The 15,967-nt window shown below is 60.0% G+C and carries 17 protein-coding genes; 12 read left to right on the top strand and 5 right to left on the bottom strand.

The window, feature by feature from the left end:
- Nucleotides 1-11 precede the first annotated feature (11 nt).
- Genes O9K64_RS20470 through O9K64_RS20460 form a run of 3 tightly spaced genes read right to left on the bottom strand, consistent with a single transcriptional unit; the run spans nucleotide 12 to nucleotide 2,763 of the window.
- A complete protein-coding gene (locus O9K64_RS20470; RefSeq protein ID WP_275099970.1) occupies nucleotides 12-1,220 on the bottom strand; it encodes an ABC transporter substrate-binding protein in 1,209 nt (402 codons plus the stop codon).
- 33 nt (nucleotides 1,221-1,253) lie between these two features.
- On the bottom strand, nucleotides 1,254-1,991 hold the full coding sequence (locus O9K64_RS20465) for an ABC transporter ATP-binding protein (protein ID WP_275099969.1): 738 nt from the start codon (nucleotides 1,989-1,991) through the stop codon (nucleotides 1,254-1,256).
- The gene (locus O9K64_RS20460) at nucleotides 1,984-2,763 is read right to left on the bottom strand and encodes an ABC transporter ATP-binding protein (RefSeq protein ID WP_275099968.1); all 780 of its coding nucleotides are present in this window, start codon (nucleotides 2,761-2,763) and stop codon (nucleotides 1,984-1,986) included. The genes O9K64_RS20465 and O9K64_RS20460 overlap by 8 nt, the downstream gene beginning before the upstream one ends.
- Nucleotides 2,764-2,947: 184 nt before the next feature.
- On the opposite strand from O9K64_RS20460, the gene O9K64_RS20455 reads away from it, so the two are divergent.
- The 3 genes from O9K64_RS20455 to O9K64_RS20445 all read left to right on the top strand — a co-directional run bounded on the left by O9K64_RS20455 (nucleotide 2,948) and on the right by O9K64_RS20445 (nucleotide 7,579).
- Entirely contained in the window at nucleotides 2,948-5,014 is a 2,067-nt protein-coding gene (locus O9K64_RS20455) for a PAS-domain containing protein (protein ID WP_275099967.1), read from the top strand.
- On the top strand, nucleotides 5,011-5,730 hold the full coding sequence (locus O9K64_RS20450; protein ID WP_275099966.1) for a response regulator: 720 nt from the start codon (nucleotides 5,011-5,013) through the stop codon (nucleotides 5,728-5,730). Before O9K64_RS20455 ends, O9K64_RS20450 begins: the two co-directional genes overlap by 4 nt.
- 208 nt (nucleotides 5,731-5,938) lie before the next feature.
- Entirely contained in the window at nucleotides 5,939-7,579 is a 1,641-nt protein-coding gene (locus tag O9K64_RS20445) for an acyl-CoA synthetase (RefSeq protein ID WP_275099965.1), read from the top strand.
- Nucleotides 7,580-7,604: 25 nt separating this feature from the next.
- Here O9K64_RS20445 and O9K64_RS20440 read toward each other — a convergent pair whose 3' ends face one another.
- Nucleotides 7,605-7,895 (bottom strand): type II toxin-antitoxin system RelE/ParE family toxin, encoded by a 291-nt coding sequence (locus O9K64_RS20440; protein WP_275099964.1) that lies wholly within the window; start codon nucleotides 7,893-7,895, stop codon nucleotides 7,605-7,607.
- Nucleotides 7,883-8,161 carry a CopG family ribbon-helix-helix protein gene (locus tag O9K64_RS20435; protein WP_275099963.1) on the bottom strand — a complete coding sequence of 93 codons (279 nt, stop codon included), beginning with the start codon at nucleotides 8,159-8,161 and terminating at the stop codon, nucleotides 7,883-7,885. Before O9K64_RS20435 ends, O9K64_RS20440 begins: the two co-directional genes overlap by 13 nt.
- Before the next feature lie 208 nt (nucleotides 8,162-8,369).
- Between O9K64_RS20435 and O9K64_RS20430 the strand changes: the two genes are divergently transcribed.
- The 9 genes from O9K64_RS20430 to O9K64_RS20390 all read left to right on the top strand — a co-directional run bounded on the left by O9K64_RS20430 (nucleotide 8,370) and on the right by O9K64_RS20390 (nucleotide 15,876).
- Nucleotides 8,370-8,717 carry a metalloregulator ArsR/SmtB family transcription factor gene (locus tag O9K64_RS20430; RefSeq protein ID WP_275099962.1) on the top strand — a complete coding sequence of 116 codons (348 nt, stop codon included), beginning with the start codon at nucleotides 8,370-8,372 and terminating at the stop codon, nucleotides 8,715-8,717.
- 37 nt (nucleotides 8,718-8,754) lie between these two features.
- Nucleotides 8,755-9,855: an ACR3 family arsenite efflux transporter gene (gene arsB, locus O9K64_RS20425; protein WP_335342328.1), complete on the top strand. Its 1,101-nt coding sequence runs from the start codon at nucleotides 8,755-8,757 to the stop codon at nucleotides 9,853-9,855.
- 2 nt (nucleotides 9,856-9,857) lie between these two features.
- Nucleotides 9,858-10,775 carry a sulfurtransferase gene (locus tag O9K64_RS20420; RefSeq protein WP_275099961.1) on the top strand — a complete coding sequence of 306 codons (918 nt, stop codon included), beginning with the start codon at nucleotides 9,858-9,860 and terminating at the stop codon, nucleotides 10,773-10,775.
- Between the two features lie 175 nt (nucleotides 10,776-10,950).
- Nucleotides 10,951-11,958 carry an ArsJ-associated glyceraldehyde-3-phosphate dehydrogenase gene (locus O9K64_RS20415; protein ID WP_275099960.1) on the top strand — a complete coding sequence of 336 codons (1,008 nt, stop codon included), beginning with the start codon at nucleotides 10,951-10,953 and terminating at the stop codon, nucleotides 11,956-11,958.
- 1 nt (nucleotide 11,959) lies between these two features.
- The gene (locus O9K64_RS20410) at nucleotides 11,960-12,406 is read left to right on the top strand and encodes a C-GCAxxG-C-C family protein (RefSeq protein ID WP_275099959.1); all 447 of its coding nucleotides are present in this window, start codon (nucleotides 11,960-11,962) and stop codon (nucleotides 12,404-12,406) included.
- Nucleotides 12,403-13,674 (top strand): organoarsenical effux MFS transporter ArsJ, encoded by a 1,272-nt coding sequence (gene arsJ / locus O9K64_RS20405; protein ID WP_335342327.1) that lies wholly within the window; start codon nucleotides 12,403-12,405, stop codon nucleotides 13,672-13,674. The genes O9K64_RS20410 and arsJ overlap by 4 nt, the downstream gene beginning before the upstream one ends.
- Nucleotides 13,675-13,729: 55 nt before the next feature.
- A complete protein-coding gene (sigZ, locus tag O9K64_RS20400) occupies nucleotides 13,730-14,266 on the top strand; it encodes an RNA polymerase sigma factor SigZ (protein WP_275099958.1) in 537 nt (178 codons plus the stop codon).
- A gap of 118 nt (nucleotides 14,267-14,384) precedes the next feature.
- Nucleotides 14,385-15,446 carry a permease gene (locus O9K64_RS20395; RefSeq protein WP_275099957.1) on the top strand — a complete coding sequence of 354 codons (1,062 nt, stop codon included), beginning with the start codon at nucleotides 14,385-14,387 and terminating at the stop codon, nucleotides 15,444-15,446.
- A gap of 136 nt (nucleotides 15,447-15,582) precedes the next feature.
- Nucleotides 15,583-15,876 (top strand): thioredoxin family protein, encoded by a 294-nt coding sequence (locus tag O9K64_RS20390; protein WP_275099955.1) that lies wholly within the window; start codon nucleotides 15,583-15,585, stop codon nucleotides 15,874-15,876.
- The last annotated feature ends 91 nt before the right edge of the window (nucleotides 15,877-15,967 follow it).

Genomic DNA, 15,967 nt, shown 5'->3' with positions numbered 1-15,967 from the left:
ACCCAACAGCCTCAGTTTATGACTGCGCAACCGCTCTTGGCCGGATCCTGAAAGGCCTGGCGTGCCGGAATGGTGTGCACGATATTGAGATAGTCCCAGGCGCCACTGGATTGCGCCGGCGTCTTCACCTGGGCCAGGTACATATCGTGAGCCATGCGGCCGTTGGCATACACCATCCCGCCCTTGGCAAAGACATCGTTGACGGGCATCGACCTGAGCGTCTCGGCGACAGCCCCCGCTTCGTCGGTACCCGCCTTCTCTATCGCCTTCAGGTAGCTGAGTACCGCCGAGTAGGTACCCACCTGAATCATGGTCGGTTTCTTGCCGGCCTTCTGCTCGAAACGGGCCGCCCAGGCACGGGTTTCGTCGTTGAGGTCCCAATACCAACCGGTGGTCATATAGAGCCCCTTGGCGGCCTTCAAACCAAGACTGTGGATGTCGGTAACGAACATCAGCAGGCCGGCCAGATTCTGTCCGCCCTCCACGATACCGAACTCTGCCGCCTGCTTGATGGCGTTGATGGTGTCCGAACCGGCGTTGGCAAGACCGACGATCTTGGCGCCCGACGCCTGCGCCTGAAGCAGGAAAGAGGCAAAGTCAGACGACGGGAACGGATGCCGGACCGCACCCACCACCGTACCGCCATTGGCTTTCACGATATCCGATACATCCCCCTCCAGGGCGTGGCCAAAGGCATAGTCCGCGGTGATGAAGAACCAGCTGTCGCCACCGTTCTTCACCACGGCGGTACCGGTGCCATTGGCCAATGAAAAGGTATCGTAGGCCCAGTGGAAGCCGCGCGGAGAACAGCTCTTACCGGTCAGTTGCGAGCTGGCCGCGCCAGTCGCCATGGTGACGCGGTTTTTCTCACGTCCCACCTCCTGTACCGCGAGTGCCACCGATGAGGTGACCAGGTCGGTGATCATATCGACACCCTCGGCATCGATCCACTCACGCGCCTTGGAGACGGCAATGTCGGCCTTATTCTGATGGTCGGCGGATACCACCTCGATCGGTTTACCGAGCACCGTGCCGCCGAAGTCCTGCACCGCCATCTCGGCGGCGATGACGGAGCCGGTACCGGACAGGTCCGCGTAGACGGCCGCCATATCGGTGAGCACGCCGATCTTTATCTTGTCGCCGGAGATCGCATCCGCGGTTGCCGGGCCGGAGGCGAGCGTCGCGACCAATGCACTGGCCAGTAGGGTGTGTTTAAACATGCTGGTGACTCCTCTCTCATAGATAGCGTTTTGTTATACGCCCAGGTATTCCTGGAGTAAGGCTTCCTTCTCGCGCAACTCGTTGCGCTGCACGACGGCGACTATCTTGCCGTCCTCCATGACATAGTTGCGGTCGGCGAGCGCCGAGGCGAAATGGAAGTTTTGCTCGACCAGCAGAATGGTGAAGCCGCGCGCTTTCAAGGTTTCGATGACGCGACCAATTTGCTGGACTATCACCGGGGCCAGGCCCTCGGTGGGTTCATCGAGCAGCAGCAGGCGGGCACCGGTACGCAGAATCCGCGCGATGGCGAGCATCTGCTGCTCCCCACCGGACAGGCGCGTCCCCTGGCGCGTGTGACGCCGCTCCTCAAGATTGGGGAAAAGCTGGTAAAGCTCAGCAATGGAAAGCCCGCCCTCCGCGATAACCGGCGGCAGATACAGATTCTCCTCCACCGTCAAGCTGGAAAAGATGCCACGCTCCTCCGGGCAGAGGGCGATACCGATGCGTGCGATCCGGTTGGACTTGAGTCCGATGGTCTCCTGCCCGCGGTAGCGGATCGACCCCTCGCGCTGGCTTACCATGCCGATGATCGATTTCAACGTGGTGGTCTTGCCGGCGCCATTACGACCCAACAGGGTCACCACTTCACCCTCGCACACGTCAAGCCCGACCCCGTGAAGGATATGCGATTCACCATAGAAGGCCTGCAGCCCCTGGATCTGGAGCACGGTGTCACCCCGGCTTGCATTGATCTCTGCCGAATCAGCCATGCGCGGTCCCCATATAGGCCTCGATCACCTGCGGATTACCCGAGACCTCGTCGTAGCTGCCTTCCGCCAGGACCTCGCCCCGCTGCAACACGGTGATCCAATGTGACAGGTTGGCAACGACGTCCAGGTTGTGTTCCACCATCAGGATGGTGCGGTTGGCAGCCACCTTGCGGATCAGATCGGCGATACGTCCGACATCTTCATGCCCCATGCCCTGGGTGGGTTCATCCAGCAACATCAGTTCCGGGTCGAGGGCCAGCGTGGTGGCGATCTCCAGTGCCCGCTTACGACCATAGGATAGTTCCACTGCCTGAAGATTGACGAACGACTCAAGCCCCACCTCGTCCAGCAATGCGTCGGCCTCCCGGTTAAGCCGGTTCAACTCCCTGGCGGGGCGCCAGAAATGCATATCCATCCCATGCTTGCGTTGCAAGGCAACGCGCACGTTCTCGCGTACAGTCAAGTGCGGAAATACCGAAGAGATCTGGAACGAGCGGACGATCCCGAGTCGGGCAATGGAATCCGCACGGCTGTGCGTGATATCGCGCCCCTTGTAGATGATCGCGCCGGCGGTCTCCTTGAGAAACCGGGTCAGCAGATTAAACACGGTGGTTTTACCGGCACCATTGGGACCAATCAGCGCATGAATGGTGCCTTTACGCACCTTCAGGTCCACTTGGTTGATGGCCACAAAACCCCGGAACTCCTTGGACAGTCCGACCGTTTCCAAGATGTACTCGCGCTGCTCGGCAGTATGAAAGAAAGTGGTCATGAATCCAGCTCTTATCTCTGTACCCGGTATGGCTGGTAACGATGTTGCGGCGCGGTTGTAAAACGAATATGTAATCCACAAAAAGGTTGTTGAGTATTTGTAAATTTTTATGAATTCACTTGCGCCTGAACCCAAAATGGAGTTCCCTTAGGCCTATGTAGCTAAGTGAGTCACGATACCCGAAATGACCAAGTCCAGTCCCGTCGGCGACCATCAAGTACACGCCCAGGCGCTCCCCTGGGAGCTGTCAGACAGACAGTGGGCGGCCATATTTCAAACCGCCGTGGAGCACATGGATGAGGGATTTACGATTTTTGATCGTGACCTGCACCTGCTGGCATGGAACGAGCGTTTTTTCACCCTCCTCGAATTCCCGATGCACCTGGCCCGGCGGGGCACACCGTTCGAAGCGTTCATGCTGTTCAACGCCGAACGGGGCGAGTACGGCCGGGGCGACCCGAAAAAGCTGGCTGCGGAACGTGTACGCCTGGCAAAAAATTTCGAGTCACACAACGTCATCCGGCGACGGCCAAGCGGGCAGGTGCTTGAGGTACGCGGCAACCCCATACCGGGCATCGGATTCGTCACCGTGTACAAGGATATCACCGAGCAGGCCCGTGCCGAGGAAGCGCTGAAGGAGAGCATCGACACCCTTGAGCTGCGTGTACGTGAACGGACCGCGGCACTGCATGAGGCCTTGGAAAACCTGCGCCAGAGCGAACAGTGGATTCGCCGTATCGCGGACGCCGTGCCCGCACTCATCGGCTACGTGGATGCGGGCAAGATTTATCGATTCTGTAATCGGGGATACCAGGAGTGGTTCGGCCAAAGCCCCGAGCAAGTCGTTGGCAAACCGGTATGGGAAGTCCTGGGTGGTGAACTGTATCCGGGTCACCAGCGGGATCTGGACGAAGCGTTGTCCGGTATCACGAAATCAGCCGAGTTCTCATTGAAGTTACAGGATGGCCGCACCATCGATTGCCTCGTCAACTACATTCCCCACCAGGCGCCGGACGGCGAGACGCTAGGCTACTTTATCCTCAGCCAGGACATCACCGAGCTGAAACGGACCGAGACCCTCCTTCGACAGGCACAGAAAATGGATGCCGTGGGACAATTGACAGGCGGCATCGCGCATGACTTCAATAATCTGCTGACCATTATCGTCGGCAACCTGGCGCTGATCAACGATGCCGAGGAGAGCAACCAGGACATCGACCCAATGATTGCCCCGGCCCTGGATGCAGCACGCCGGGGCGCGGCACTGGTCAACCGGCTACTGGCATTTTCACGTAAAAAGGTGTTGCGGGCCATGGTGTATGATCCGCAACAGACCATTCTCGGCATGAGCGAGCTGTTGCACCGTACCCTGGGGAGCACAATCGAAGTGGCGGTGCGCATTAGCGGTGAACAGTGGAATGTTCACACTGATCCGAGCGAACTTGAAAGTGCCGTATTGAATCTGGTGATTAACAGTCGTGATGCCATGCCCAGCTGCGGAAAACTGGTGATCGATGTGGGGGGAAGAACGGTGCTACCGGGTGATCCCGTTGTGCAGCAGCATGTCGAGCCCGGCGACTATGTCGTCGTCTCGGTCAGGGATAACGGCGGCGGCATGCCCAAGGAGATCCTGGAGCGGGTCTTCGAGCCATTTTTTACCACCAAACAACAGGGCCGTGGTACCGGCCTGGGCCTGAGCATGGTCTATGGTTTTGTGCGCCGCTCCAGCGGATATGTCACCATCGAGAGCGAACCGAAAAAAGGCACCCAGGTGAGTTTCTATTTGCCACGCCACACAGGCGACGAAGCGGTATCCGTGATTCAACAACCGGACAGATACAGCATGCCGCACGGCAGTGAGCAGATCCTGCTGGTGGAGGATGAAACGGCGGTAAGAAACTTTACCGCGAAGGTATTAGGTAAACTGGGATACCGTGTCTCCGAGGCGTGCGACGGCATCCGTGCCCTGTCCTTGATCAAGGAGGGTCTGTCGTTTGACCTGCTGTTGAGCGATATCGAGATGCCCGGTGGTATCAGCGGCATCGATCTGGTTCGCTCGGCCATTCGCCATGCGCCACACATGAAATATCTTCTCATGTCCGGTTATCCCGACAAGGTCTTTGTCAATGATAGTTTTCCCTTGCGAAACAGCGACCTGTTGTGCAAACCCTTTGAGCATACGGAACTGGCGGAACGGGTTCGTCAGGCACTGGACAACCCGGCAAATCCGGACACTGGACACGGATCATGAAAGAGACACAGAACGTACTGGTGGTCGATGATGAGCCTGAGGTATGCAATCTGGTCGCACGTTGCCTCCAACCGGGTGGCTATGAGGTGGAGACGGCCTACTGTGGTGCCGAGATGCAGCAGCGGATTAGCGACAAGCTCTATGACCTGATTGTGCTCGACCTCAACCTCCAGGGCGAAGATGGCTTGATGTACCTCCGCAATCTGCGGCAAGAGATGGATATTCCCGTCATCATCCTGACCGCACGCGGTGAACCGGTAGACCGTATTGTCGGCCTGGAACTGGGTGCGGATGATTACCTCCCCAAGCCCTTCGAGCCCAGGGAACTGCTGGCGCGGGTGCGTACCGTATTGCGCCGCGTCAAGCCGGAAAGTGAAAACGTCACGCTCTCCAACAAACGGCAGCTGCATTTTGCCGGTTGGATATTGGACCTCCATACCCGACAGCTCAAAACGGAGGCCGGCCAACCCGTGGAACTGACCACCGCGCAATACGATGTACTGGTCACCCTGGCCACCCATCCCAACCGGGTATTAACCCGTGATCAGATCCTCGATTTCGCCCGTGACCGTGAAGGTACTCCCTTCGACCGCAGCATTGATGTACACATCGGTCACCTGCGCCAGAAGATTGAGCACGACCGACGCCACCCCGAAATAATAAAAACGGTACACGGCGCCGGCTACATGTTTGCCGCCAAGGTGGCGACACAGTAACGGAATAGTGGCCCTTTACGTAACTACTCACGGGGTGATAGGCCAACAAGACAGGCCAATCACTTACAGACCGGGTGAGTAGTTACCCATTTACAACCTTTTACAAACATTTAAATAAACAAATCCGCCGCCACGAATTCTCTTTAATATCCGCATTCATAGTCACCCGTACATACCTCCATTGGCGTGCGATCGAGGAGTCACGACTATGAGCAACATCCTCCCTTCAACAACCCGGTTTGACGCGGGGCTGACAGCCAACCCCGCCAACTTCGTTTCGCTCAGTCCGCTGACTTTCATCGAACGATCGGCCGCGGTGTTTCCTGACCGCATCGCGGTGGTACATGGAGAAACCAGGCGAAGTTGGGCGAAAACCTTCACTCGCTGCCGACAACTCGCTTCCGCGCTACGGAAGCGCGGCGTCCAAAAAGGCGACACCGTGGCGGTGATCGCCGCCAATACGCCGGAAATGTTTGAGATGCACTTCGGCGTGCCCGCCGCGGGTGCGGTATTGAACAGTATCAATACCCGCCTCGATGCGGATGCCATCGGCTTTATTCTCATGCATGGCGAAGCCAGGGTCGTCGTCACCGATCGCGAGTTCTCATCTGTGGTCAAACAAGCCGTGCAGGCACTTGACCAGCGCCCGCTGGTAGTGGACATAGACGACCCCGGCTATGCAGGGGGAGAACTCATTGGCGAACTCGATTACGAAGCCCTGATCGCCGAGGGCGACGCCGATTTCCCCTGGGACAACCCGCCGGACGAGTGGGATGCCATCTGTCTCAACTACACCTCGGGCACCACGGGCAATCCCAAGGGGGTCGTATATCACCACCGTGGCGCCTATCTCAATGCGGTTTCGAATGCGCTGGCCTGGAATATGCCCCAGCATCCGGTCTACCTGTGGACGCTACCGATGTTTCACTGCAATGGCTGGTGTTTTCCGTGGACGGTGGCGCTGCTGTCAGGGACCAACATCTGTCTGCGCCAGGTGCGTGTGGAGCCGATCTTCGCCGCGATCAAGCAAGAGAAGGTGGATCACTTCTGTGGCGCGCCGATCGTGTTGAACACCTTGAACAATGCACCGGATAAACTGAAACAGGGCATAAAGCACAAGGTCAAGGTGATGACGGCCGGTGCCGCCCCACCCTCCGCGGTGATCGAGGAGATGGAGCGACTGGGCATCGAGGTCACCCATGTCTATGGTTTGACCGAGGTCTATGGACCGACGGTGGTCTGCGCCTGGAAAGACGATTGGAATGATCTCCCGGCAGCGGAAAAGGCGGTGCTCAAGGCGCGCCAGGGTGTACGCTATCACATGCTTGAAGGGCTGATGGTGGCCGACCCGGATACGCTGGTACCGGTTCCGCGTGACGCCAAAACCCTGGGCGAGGTCATGCTGCGTGGCAACAACGTGATGAAGGGCTATCTGAAAAATCCGCAGGCCACGGCCCAGAGTTTTGCCGGCGGCTGGTTTCATACCGGTGACCTGGCGGTCTGGCACGCCGATGGCTATGTCGAGATCAAAGACCGCTCCAAGGACATTATCATCTCCGGTGGTGAGAATATCTCCAGCCTGGAGGTCGAGGAGACCCTCTACCGCCATCCGGCCATCATGGAGGCTGCGGTGGTCGCCCGCCCGGATACCCAGTGGGGCGAGACTCCGTGTGCTTTCGTGGCGCTAAAAGAGGGCATCGAAGCGACCGCGGAGGAGATTGTCGCGTTCTGTCGGGCGCGCATGGCCCATTTCAAGGCGCCCAAAACCGTGGTATTCGGTCCGCTACCGAAAACATCCACCGGGAAAATAAAGAAGTTCGTATTGAGAGCGCAGGCGAAGGCGTTATGATCGGCAGGCTCGCCATCTTCGTCATTCAATACCCCGCCTCTTTTTGGTGGCGAACGGCCAAGATAGCGACCGTCTCACCTTCGATGCGATACAGGACAACGTAGCCACTGTTTCCGAAGTCGATCAGCCATTCCCGATATTCCGCGTCCATCTCCTCTACGGGACGACCGAGGTGTGGCTGATGGGCCAGAACCTTGACCCCCGTGCGAATCGCCTTCACGCCCCGCTGTGCGGCGTCAGCATCTTTCGGTGCAAGAAAACGGTAGAGTCTTTGAACGTCAGCCAGCGCCGGCGGTGTCCAGATCAGACCCGACACTCAGGCAGCTCCGCATCCTCGCCGGCTTCAAGTTTCGCCAGCCAGGCATCGGCTTCCTCAAGCGTCAGGTGCAGGCCCGTCCGCTGATACCCTTCCCATGCGCGCAGCGCATCCTGCCTGAACTCCTCGCGTTTTTCCTCGCGCTCGACGTACTGCGCGATGGCCTCGCGCATGATCCAGTGCGAAGTGCGGCGGCGCGCTTCGGCCAGGTGCTGTACACGCCCTTTCAGCTCATCGTCGAGCTTGATGGATGTTGCCGTTGCCATAACGAAGCCTCCTCAGCAAAAGGTAATACCTAACGCTACTTTAGCTATTTCCTGTCCTGCTGTCTATCTGTCTATCGTCGGCCACCCTGCCATTATCTTGGACGAATTGGGGTTCGCAGGCTTACCCCAACGCGCTGTATCTTGGTGCTTGTGCCAATAGGAAATTCCAGTAATATATCTACCTATCTAGATATAGAGGCAGATAGATATGGATCCCACCCAACTCTTCAAGGCGCTGTCGGACCCCACCCGCCTGCGTTGCCTGTCGCTGCTTGCCGAAAGCGATGAGCTTTGCGTCTGCGAGCTGACCCAGGCGTTGGATCTGCCACAGCCCAAGATCTCCCACCACCTCGGCGCCCTGCGCAAGGCGGGGCTGGTGCTGGACCGCAAGGAGGGGCTGTGGATCCATTACCGGATCAACCCCGGTCTGCCGACCTGGGCCAGGGATGTGATAGGCACCACCGCGGCGGGCATCCGTGACCAGGAGCCTTTCGCCGGGGACAGCGCCACGCTGCATGCAGCGACCCGGCGCGCCGTCGAACTCTGCGCCAGCTGACACCCGCAGCCCCAACATCCGACCACAAGGATCCCCCATGTCCAGCCATTGTGCCAGTCAACATGAAGGTGCCGCGAAACAGCAGAGCGGCGCCCGCATGAATTTTTTTGAGCGTTACCTGACCCTCTGGGTCTTTCTCTGCATCATTGCCGGCATCCTGCTGGGCCATCTGCTCCCCGCCCCGTTTCAGCTGCTGGGCCGGATGGAGATCGCCCAGGTCAATATTCCGGTGGCGATCCTGATCTGGCTGATGATCATTCCGATGCTGCTGAAGATCGACTTCGGCGCCCTGCAGCAGGTCAGGGAGCACTGGCGCGGGGTCGGCGTTACCCTGTTCGTCAACTGGGCGGTCAAGCCCTTCTCCATGGCCCTACTGGCCTGGATTTTTATCCGCGGCCTGTTTGCCGACTGGTTGCCGGCCGACCAGATCGACAGCTACATCGCCGGGCTGATCCTGCTGGCCGCCGCCCCCTGCACCGCCATGGTCTTCGTCTGGAGCAACCTGTCGAACGGCGAACCCCACTTCACCCTGACCCAGGTGGCACTCAACGACACCATCATGATCTTCGCCTTTGCCCCCATCGTCGGGCTATTGCTGGGACTCTCCGCCATCAGCGTGCCCTGGGACACCCTGTTTCTCTCGGTGGTGCTGTACATCCTGATCCCGGTGGCGATTGCCCAGCTGTGGCGCCGGCTGTTGCTGCACAGCGGCGGGCCGGCGGCGCTGCAACGCACCCTGGAGCGGCTTGGCCCGCTCTCCCTGATGGCCCTGCTGATTACCCTGGTACTGCTGTTCGGCTTCCAGGGCGAGCAGATCCTGGCGCAGCCGACGATCATCGCCCTGCTGGCGGTGCCGATCCTGATCCAGGTCTACTTCAACTCCGGCCTCTCCTATCTGCTGAATCGCCACTTCGGCGTCGCCCACTGCGTGGCGGCACCCTCGGCCCTGATCGGCGCCAGCAACTTCTTCGAACTGGCGGTGGCCACCGCCATCGTGCTGTTCGGTTTCGAGTCCGGCGCCGCACTGGCCACCGTGGTCGGCGTGTTGATCGAGGTGCCGGTCATGCTCTCGGTCGTCAAGATCGTCAATAACACCAAAGGCTGGTATGAATCGGCCATAAAATCACCTGGAGTATAACCATGAATTTCATCAACAAGGGGCTTGCCGCCCTACTGTTCCTGCTGCCTGCCCTCGGCTGGGCCGCCCCCGCCTTTCTGGTCGATTCGGAGTGGCTCGCGGAGCGCATCGACGAGGAGAACCTGATCGTGCTGGAGGCGCGCTACTATCCGCACCGCCACTACACGGTCGGCCATATTCCGGGCGCGGTGCAGGTGCAGCGCTTCAGGGACCTGGGGGATAACCAGGCCGCGCCGCTGATGCGCTTCCCCTCGCGGGAGGCGTTCCAGGCGACCCTGCGCCGCTGGGGGGTCCACGACGACTCCACCCTGGTGCTCTATGACGACTCGAACACCGCCCTGGTGTCGCGTATCCACTATCTGCTGGAGCTCTACGGCTTCGACATGGCGCAGGTGAAGATCCTCAACGGCAGCACCGTGGAGTGGAGTGCCTTCGAAGAGATGAGCAAGGAGCCGACTCCGCAAAGGACGCCGGGGACAGTGACCCTGAAAGAGGCCAACCCGGCACTGTTCGTCGAATGGACCGATGTCTATGACGACGTGCTGTCGCGGCGCGATCCCGACGTGGTGCTGCTGGATGCACGGCCCCGCGACATGTACACCGGCAAGGTGATCCAGCACGCCATCCAGGGCGGCCATATCCCCGGCGCCGTCAACGTGGTGAGCCTGGAGGGGACCAGCGGCCAGAAGTGGAAATCCGATGAGGAGCTGGCGGCACTGTACCGGGATATCCCGAAGGATAAGACCGTCTACGCCTACTGCCACGATGGCTTCCGCATGAGCCTGGCCTATCTGCAGCTGAAATATCTCGGTTATAAGGATGTGCGACTCTATAACGGCGGCTGGTCCCACTGGGGCAACGAGCTGACCCTGCCGGTGGTGCAGGGCGAGGCGCCCTACAGCGGTGATTACGAGCTGTGATCCGCCACAGCCCGTAGGTTGGGGTGAGGAGCGAACCCCAACTACAAACTTGAACATAACAGATGTAGGGTGGATAAGCCGGTAGGCGCATCCACCAATGCCATGGTGGATGCGCTGTCGCTTATCCACCCTACGGCTCAGTACGTACTCTAACTCAACGAGGCATTAAACAGTCATGACCATCAGGGTAGGCATCAACGGTTTCGGCCGCATGGGTCGGCTGGGCCTGCGCGCCGGCTGGCAGCGGCCAGACTTCGACTTCGTCCGCATCAACGAGACCGCTACGGACGCCACCGGATCGGCCCATCTGCTGCAGTTCGATTCGGTACACGGTACCTGGGACCGGGTGGCGAATGCCCGGGACGGACGCATCGTGATCGATGACCAAGCGCTGGCCTACAGCAGCCATGCGACGATTGCCGACGGTGACTGGTCCGGTTGCGACATCGTCATCGAAGTGACCGGCAAGCACCACAAGAAGCCGGAGACCCTGCAGCACTACTTCGATCAGGGGGTCAAGAAGGTGATCGTGGCCGCACCCACAGAGGGTGCACTGGACATCGTCTACGGCATCAACGACGACCGCTACGACCCCGATATCCACCACCTGCTGACCGCCGCCTCCTGCACCACCAACTGCCTGGCGCCGGTGGTCAAGGTGATGCACGAACAGGTCGGCATCGTGCACGGCTGCATGACCACCATCCACGACATCACCAACACCCAGACCATTATCGACAAAGGCCACAAGGACCTGCGCCGGGCGCGCGCCTGCGGCCAGTCGCTGATCCCCACCTCCACCGGTTCGGCCCGGGCGATCACCAAGATCTTCCCGGAACTGACCGGCAAACTCAACGGCCTGGCGGTGCGGGTGCCGCTGCTCAACGCCTCGCTCACCGATTTTGTATTCGAGGCGGCGCGCCCGGTGACAGTGGAGGAGATCAACGGCTACTTCAAGGCGGCGGCCGAGGGCGAACTCAAGGGCATTCTCGGTTACGAAGAGCGTCCCCTGGTCTCGGTGGACTATCTCAACGATCCCCGCTCGTCGATCGTCGACGCCCTCTCCACCATGGTGATCGACGACACCCAGGTGAAGATCTACGCCTGGTATGACAACGAGTGGGGCTATGTGAACCGGCTGATCGATTTGCTCCAGAAAGTGGTGCGTTCGGGAGGCCTGTGAGATGAACGACACGGATGACCTGGGCAAGGCGGCCGCCGCGGGGTTTGAGGCGGGACTCTATTGCGCTGAAAGCGTACTGCAGAGCGTTGCCGATCACTACGGATTCGATTCCCCGCTTATCCCGCGTATTGCCACCGGGTTTTGCAGCGGCATGGCACGTACCGGCGGGACTTGCGGGGCGGTCAGTGGGGCCATACTGGCGATTAACCTGATGTCCGGACGCGACGGGGCGGAACAATCTGTCGAACCGAACTATGCCTCCATTCGCCAACTGGTGGAGGGATTTCGGGAACGTTTCGGCAGCACGATGTGCGGTGAACTGCTGGGGTGCGACCTGGGGAAACCGGAGGGCCAGGAGCATTTTACCAAAAACGAACTCTGGCACCGATGCCGGGACTTCACCAGCGGAGCCGCTGACATGACAGCGGACATATTGAGTCCGCGATGATGGATGATGTGAGCTCGTTACGCAATTACCTCGTGGTTACGGGGGGTTACTGGGCCTTCACCATCACCGATGGCGCCATCCGCATGCTGGTGGTGCTCTATTTCCACCTGCTCGGCTATTCGCCGTTCGAGGTGGCGATGCTGTTCCTGTTCTACGAGTTCTTCGGCATCGTCACCAACCTGGTGGGCGGCTGGCTGGGGGCACGCATCGGCCTCAACCTCACCATGCACATCGGCATGGGGCTGCAGGTGCTGGCACTGCTGGCGCTCACGCTACCGGATGCCTGGCTCTCGGTCCCCTACGTGATGGCGGCGCAGGCGCTCTCCGGCATCGCCAAGGATCTCAACAAGATGTCGGCCAAGGCCTCGGTCAAGTTCATGAGCGGCGGTGGCGAGGGCAAGCTGTTCAAATGGGTGGCGATACTGACCGGGTCGAAGAACGCCCTCAAGGGGGCTGGCTTCTTTATCGGCGCCGCGCTACTGGAGTCGGTCGGTTTTCGCGGTGCCCTGGCCTTGCTGGCCGGAATGCTGGTGATCGTCCTGATCGCCACCGCCCTGCTGCTGCCGTCCGCTGTCGGCAAGATGAAGACCAAGCCCAAATTCACCCAGGTATTCTCCAAGGTCCCGGCCATCAACCGGCTGGCGGCGGCACGCTTTTTCCTGTTCGGCTCGCGCGATGTCTGGTTCGTGGTCGGCCTACCGGTGTTTCTCTACGAAGTGTTGGGCTGGTCGTTCAGCCAGGTGGGCGGTTTTCTCGCCCTCTGGGTGATCGGTTACGGCCTGGTGCAGGCCAACGCCCCGCGACTGCTCCGCCTATTTCAATGGGGTCAGACTCGACTGATAGATCAATCGAGTCTGACCCCATTGAAAACGGATGGCGACACGGCGCGGCTCTGGGCCTTTGTTCTGCTGCTGTTCCCGGCGGGTATCGCCCTCGGCCTGCAACAGGGCTGGCCGGCGCAGTGGGTATTGATTATCGGGTTGATCCTGTTCGGCATCGTCTTCGCCATCAACTCGGCCGTGCACTCCTACCTGATCCTCGCCTACTCGGATCACGAACGGGTCTCCATGAACGTCGGCTTCTACTACATGGCCAACGCCGGCGGCCGCCTCGCGGGCACGGTGCTCTCCGGCTGGGCCTATCAGACCCAGGGGCTGGAAGGCTGTCTCTGGTGGTCGGCGGCGTTCGTGCTGATGACCGGCCTGTTCTCCTTCGGCCTGCCCCAGATCGATGAAAACCGACAACAGCTCGAGGACCAGAAAGGATGAGACGGGAACAAGTCCGCCGCAACATCCAGTCGGCGTATGCCGGGATGGAGTTTGAATGAACTGTATCATTACCGCCTGGGCCAACCATGAGAGCGAACTACGGAACTATCTGCGCCGGCAGATGCACGACACCGCCCTCGCCGAGGATCTGCTGCAGGAGACCTTCCTCAAGGCGCTTGCCGAAGGCAGCCGCTTCTGCCAGCTGGAGAACAGCCGCGCCTGGCTGTTCCGGGTGGCAAAAAACCGCCTGATCGACTACCGCCGGACACACAAGCGACTCGTCGAGATTCCCGATGACCTGGCCGAACCGCCACCCGCCGAACCGCCCGTGGTGGATGACCTGACGCAATGCCTGCCCCGGGTACTCAAGGAGCTGTCAGCACAGGACAGCGAGGTGATCACCCTGTGCGATATCGAGGGTATAACCCAGGCCGAATACGCCACCCTGAAGGGACTCACCCCCGCCGGCGCCAAGTCGCGTATCCAGCGGGCCCGCAAGCGCCTTAAGCAGCAGCTCAAACAGGCATGCCAGGTGCGCTATGACGAGTCCGGTAAGGTGTGCGGTTTTACCCCACGCCCTTCTAAAGTGTGAAGTTTGAAAAGAGGGCTCCTTCAAACTTCACACTTCTCAACTGCATCCTTTTGTCCGGTCATTCGTCTTCATAGGTGAACCATCCCTTGCGGGAGCAACCTGACTGGAAACGCCGTAGATGACCGACACCTCGACAGAGACCCTTCACGCCACCCCCAACCCCGGCACCTCCGCCTGGCTGATCGGTTTGGCGGTGGCGGTTCCGCTGTGGTTCCTGGCCTATTTCCACCTCACCGACTTCGCAGATGCAGTCCTCTCCCTGACCGGTTTTGACCGCGGCAACCAACTGGGCGAGGCGATCCACTTCTTCTCCTACGACACCCCCAAGGTGCTGCTGTTGTTGATCGGTATCGTCTTCTTCATGGGCATTATCCAGACCTTTTTCGCCCCGGAGCGCACCCGCGCCCTGCTGGCCGGCAAACGCCTGGGGGTGGGCAACACCCTGGCGGCGCTGCTCGGCATCGTCACCCCCTTCTGCTCCTGCTCGGCGGTACCGCTGTTCATCGGCTTTCTCTCCGCCGGGGTGCCGCTGGGCATCACCTTCTCGTTCCTGATCTCGGCGCCGATGGTCAACGAGATCGCCCTCGCCCTGCTGCTGGGCCTGTTCGGCTGGCAGGTGGCGGCGCTCTACCTGGGACTCGGGCTGGCGGTGGCCATCCTGGCCGGACTGCTGATCGGCAAGCTGGGGATGGAGCGGCACCTGCAGGATTGGGTGCGCGAAATCCACGCCGGCGGCGGCCTACCGACCGATGGCGCCGAACTGAACTGGCCTACCCGCTTCCTGGCCGGCTGGCACCATGTAAGGGAGATCGTCGGCAAGGTCTGGCCCTATATCCTGATCGGCATCGCGGTGGGCGCCGCCATCCACGGTTTCGTGCCCGAGGATTTCATGGCCTCGTTCATGGGCAAGGAGGCCTGGTGGTCGGTGCCCGCCGCGGTGGTGATGGGTGTACCGATGTACACCAATGCCGCCGGCATCATTCCGGTGGTGGAGGCGCTGATCGGCAAGGGGGCGGCGCTCGGCACCACCCTGGCCTTCATGATGAGCGTTATCGCCCTGTCACTGCCGGAGATACTGATCCTGCGCAAGGTGCTCAAGCTGCCGTTGATCGCCACCTTCGTCGGCGTGGTCGCCAGTGGCATCCTGGTGGTCGGCTTCCTGTTCAATCTGCTGATCTGAGAGCCAATCAATAGGGGTCGGAGTCAAACCGGATCAATGCCGTGGCCAAATCCCGCTAAATTGAACCCGGTTTGACTCCGACCCCAACGAAATTACAACGACATTATTCTTTAAATTTTTGTTTAGGAGAAACCCAATGAAGACAATCAAAGTACTCGGTACCGGCTGCGCCAGCTGCAAGACCACCCTCAAACTGATCCAGGAGGCGGCGCAAGCCAAGGGGGTTGAAGTTAAGCTGGAGAAAGTGGAAGAGCTGAGCGAAATCATGCGGTACGGCGTCATGAGCACGCCCGGCGTGGTGCTGGATGGCCAGGTGGTGCATGCCGGCGGTATCCCGTCCAAAGAGAAGATCGACGGCTGGCTCAGCGGCAGCAGCAACGGTGGCGGTTGCTGTGGCGGCAACATCGCAACCAGCAAGTGTTGTGAGTAACCTGAATCAACCAGGGCTTTCAATGGGGTCAGACTCGATTAACCTACTCAAGCCAATGCGTTTCCAGCGCGGTCACTGATCAATCGAGTCC

This window comes from Sedimenticola hydrogenitrophicus (assembly GCF_029017505.1).
In the GTDB taxonomy this organism is placed as follows: Bacteria; Pseudomonadota; Gammaproteobacteria; order Chromatiales; family Chromatiaceae; genus Sedimenticola; species Sedimenticola hydrogenitrophicus_A.
The sequence above is the reverse complement of the archived record's forward strand: the minus strand, read 5'-3'. Positions and strand labels throughout refer to the sequence as shown.

Coding starts and splice junctions, on each gene's coding strand:
- O9K64_RS20470 (WP_275099970.1), bottom strand. CDS start 1,220: ATGTTTAAACACACCCTACTGGCCAGTGCATTGGTCGCGACGCTCGCC.
- O9K64_RS20465 (WP_275099969.1), bottom strand. CDS start 1,991: ATGGCTGATTCGGCAGAGATCAATGCAAGCCGGGGTGACACCGTGCTC.
- O9K64_RS20460 (WP_275099968.1), bottom strand. CDS start 2,763: ATGACCACTTTCTTTCATACTGCCGAGCAGCGCGAGTACATCTTGGAA.
- O9K64_RS20455 (WP_275099967.1), top strand. CDS start 2,948: ATGACCAAGTCCAGTCCCGTCGGCGACCATCAAGTACACGCCCAGGCG.
- O9K64_RS20450 (WP_275099966.1), top strand. CDS start 5,011: ATGAAAGAGACACAGAACGTACTGGTGGTCGATGATGAGCCTGAGGTA.
- O9K64_RS20445 (WP_275099965.1), top strand. CDS start 5,939: ATGAGCAACATCCTCCCTTCAACAACCCGGTTTGACGCGGGGCTGACA.
- O9K64_RS20435 (WP_275099963.1), bottom strand. CDS start 8,161: ATGGCAACGGCAACATCCATCAAGCTCGACGATGAGCTGAAAGGGCGT.
- O9K64_RS20430 (WP_275099962.1), top strand. CDS start 8,370: ATGGATCCCACCCAACTCTTCAAGGCGCTGTCGGACCCCACCCGCCTG.
- arsB (WP_335342328.1), top strand. CDS start 8,755: ATGTCCAGCCATTGTGCCAGTCAACATGAAGGTGCCGCGAAACAGCAG.
- O9K64_RS20420 (WP_275099961.1), top strand. CDS start 9,858: ATGAATTTCATCAACAAGGGGCTTGCCGCCCTACTGTTCCTGCTGCCT.
- O9K64_RS20415 (WP_275099960.1), top strand. CDS start 10,951: ATGACCATCAGGGTAGGCATCAACGGTTTCGGCCGCATGGGTCGGCTG.
- O9K64_RS20410 (WP_275099959.1), top strand. CDS start 11,960: ATGAACGACACGGATGACCTGGGCAAGGCGGCCGCCGCGGGGTTTGAG.
- arsJ (WP_335342327.1), top strand. CDS start 12,403: ATGATGGATGATGTGAGCTCGTTACGCAATTACCTCGTGGTTACGGGG.
- sigZ (WP_275099958.1), top strand. CDS start 13,730: ATGAACTGTATCATTACCGCCTGGGCCAACCATGAGAGCGAACTACGG.
- O9K64_RS20395 (WP_275099957.1), top strand. CDS start 14,385: ATGACCGACACCTCGACAGAGACCCTTCACGCCACCCCCAACCCCGGC.
- O9K64_RS20390 (WP_275099955.1), top strand. CDS start 15,583: ATGAAGACAATCAAAGTACTCGGTACCGGCTGCGCCAGCTGCAAGACC.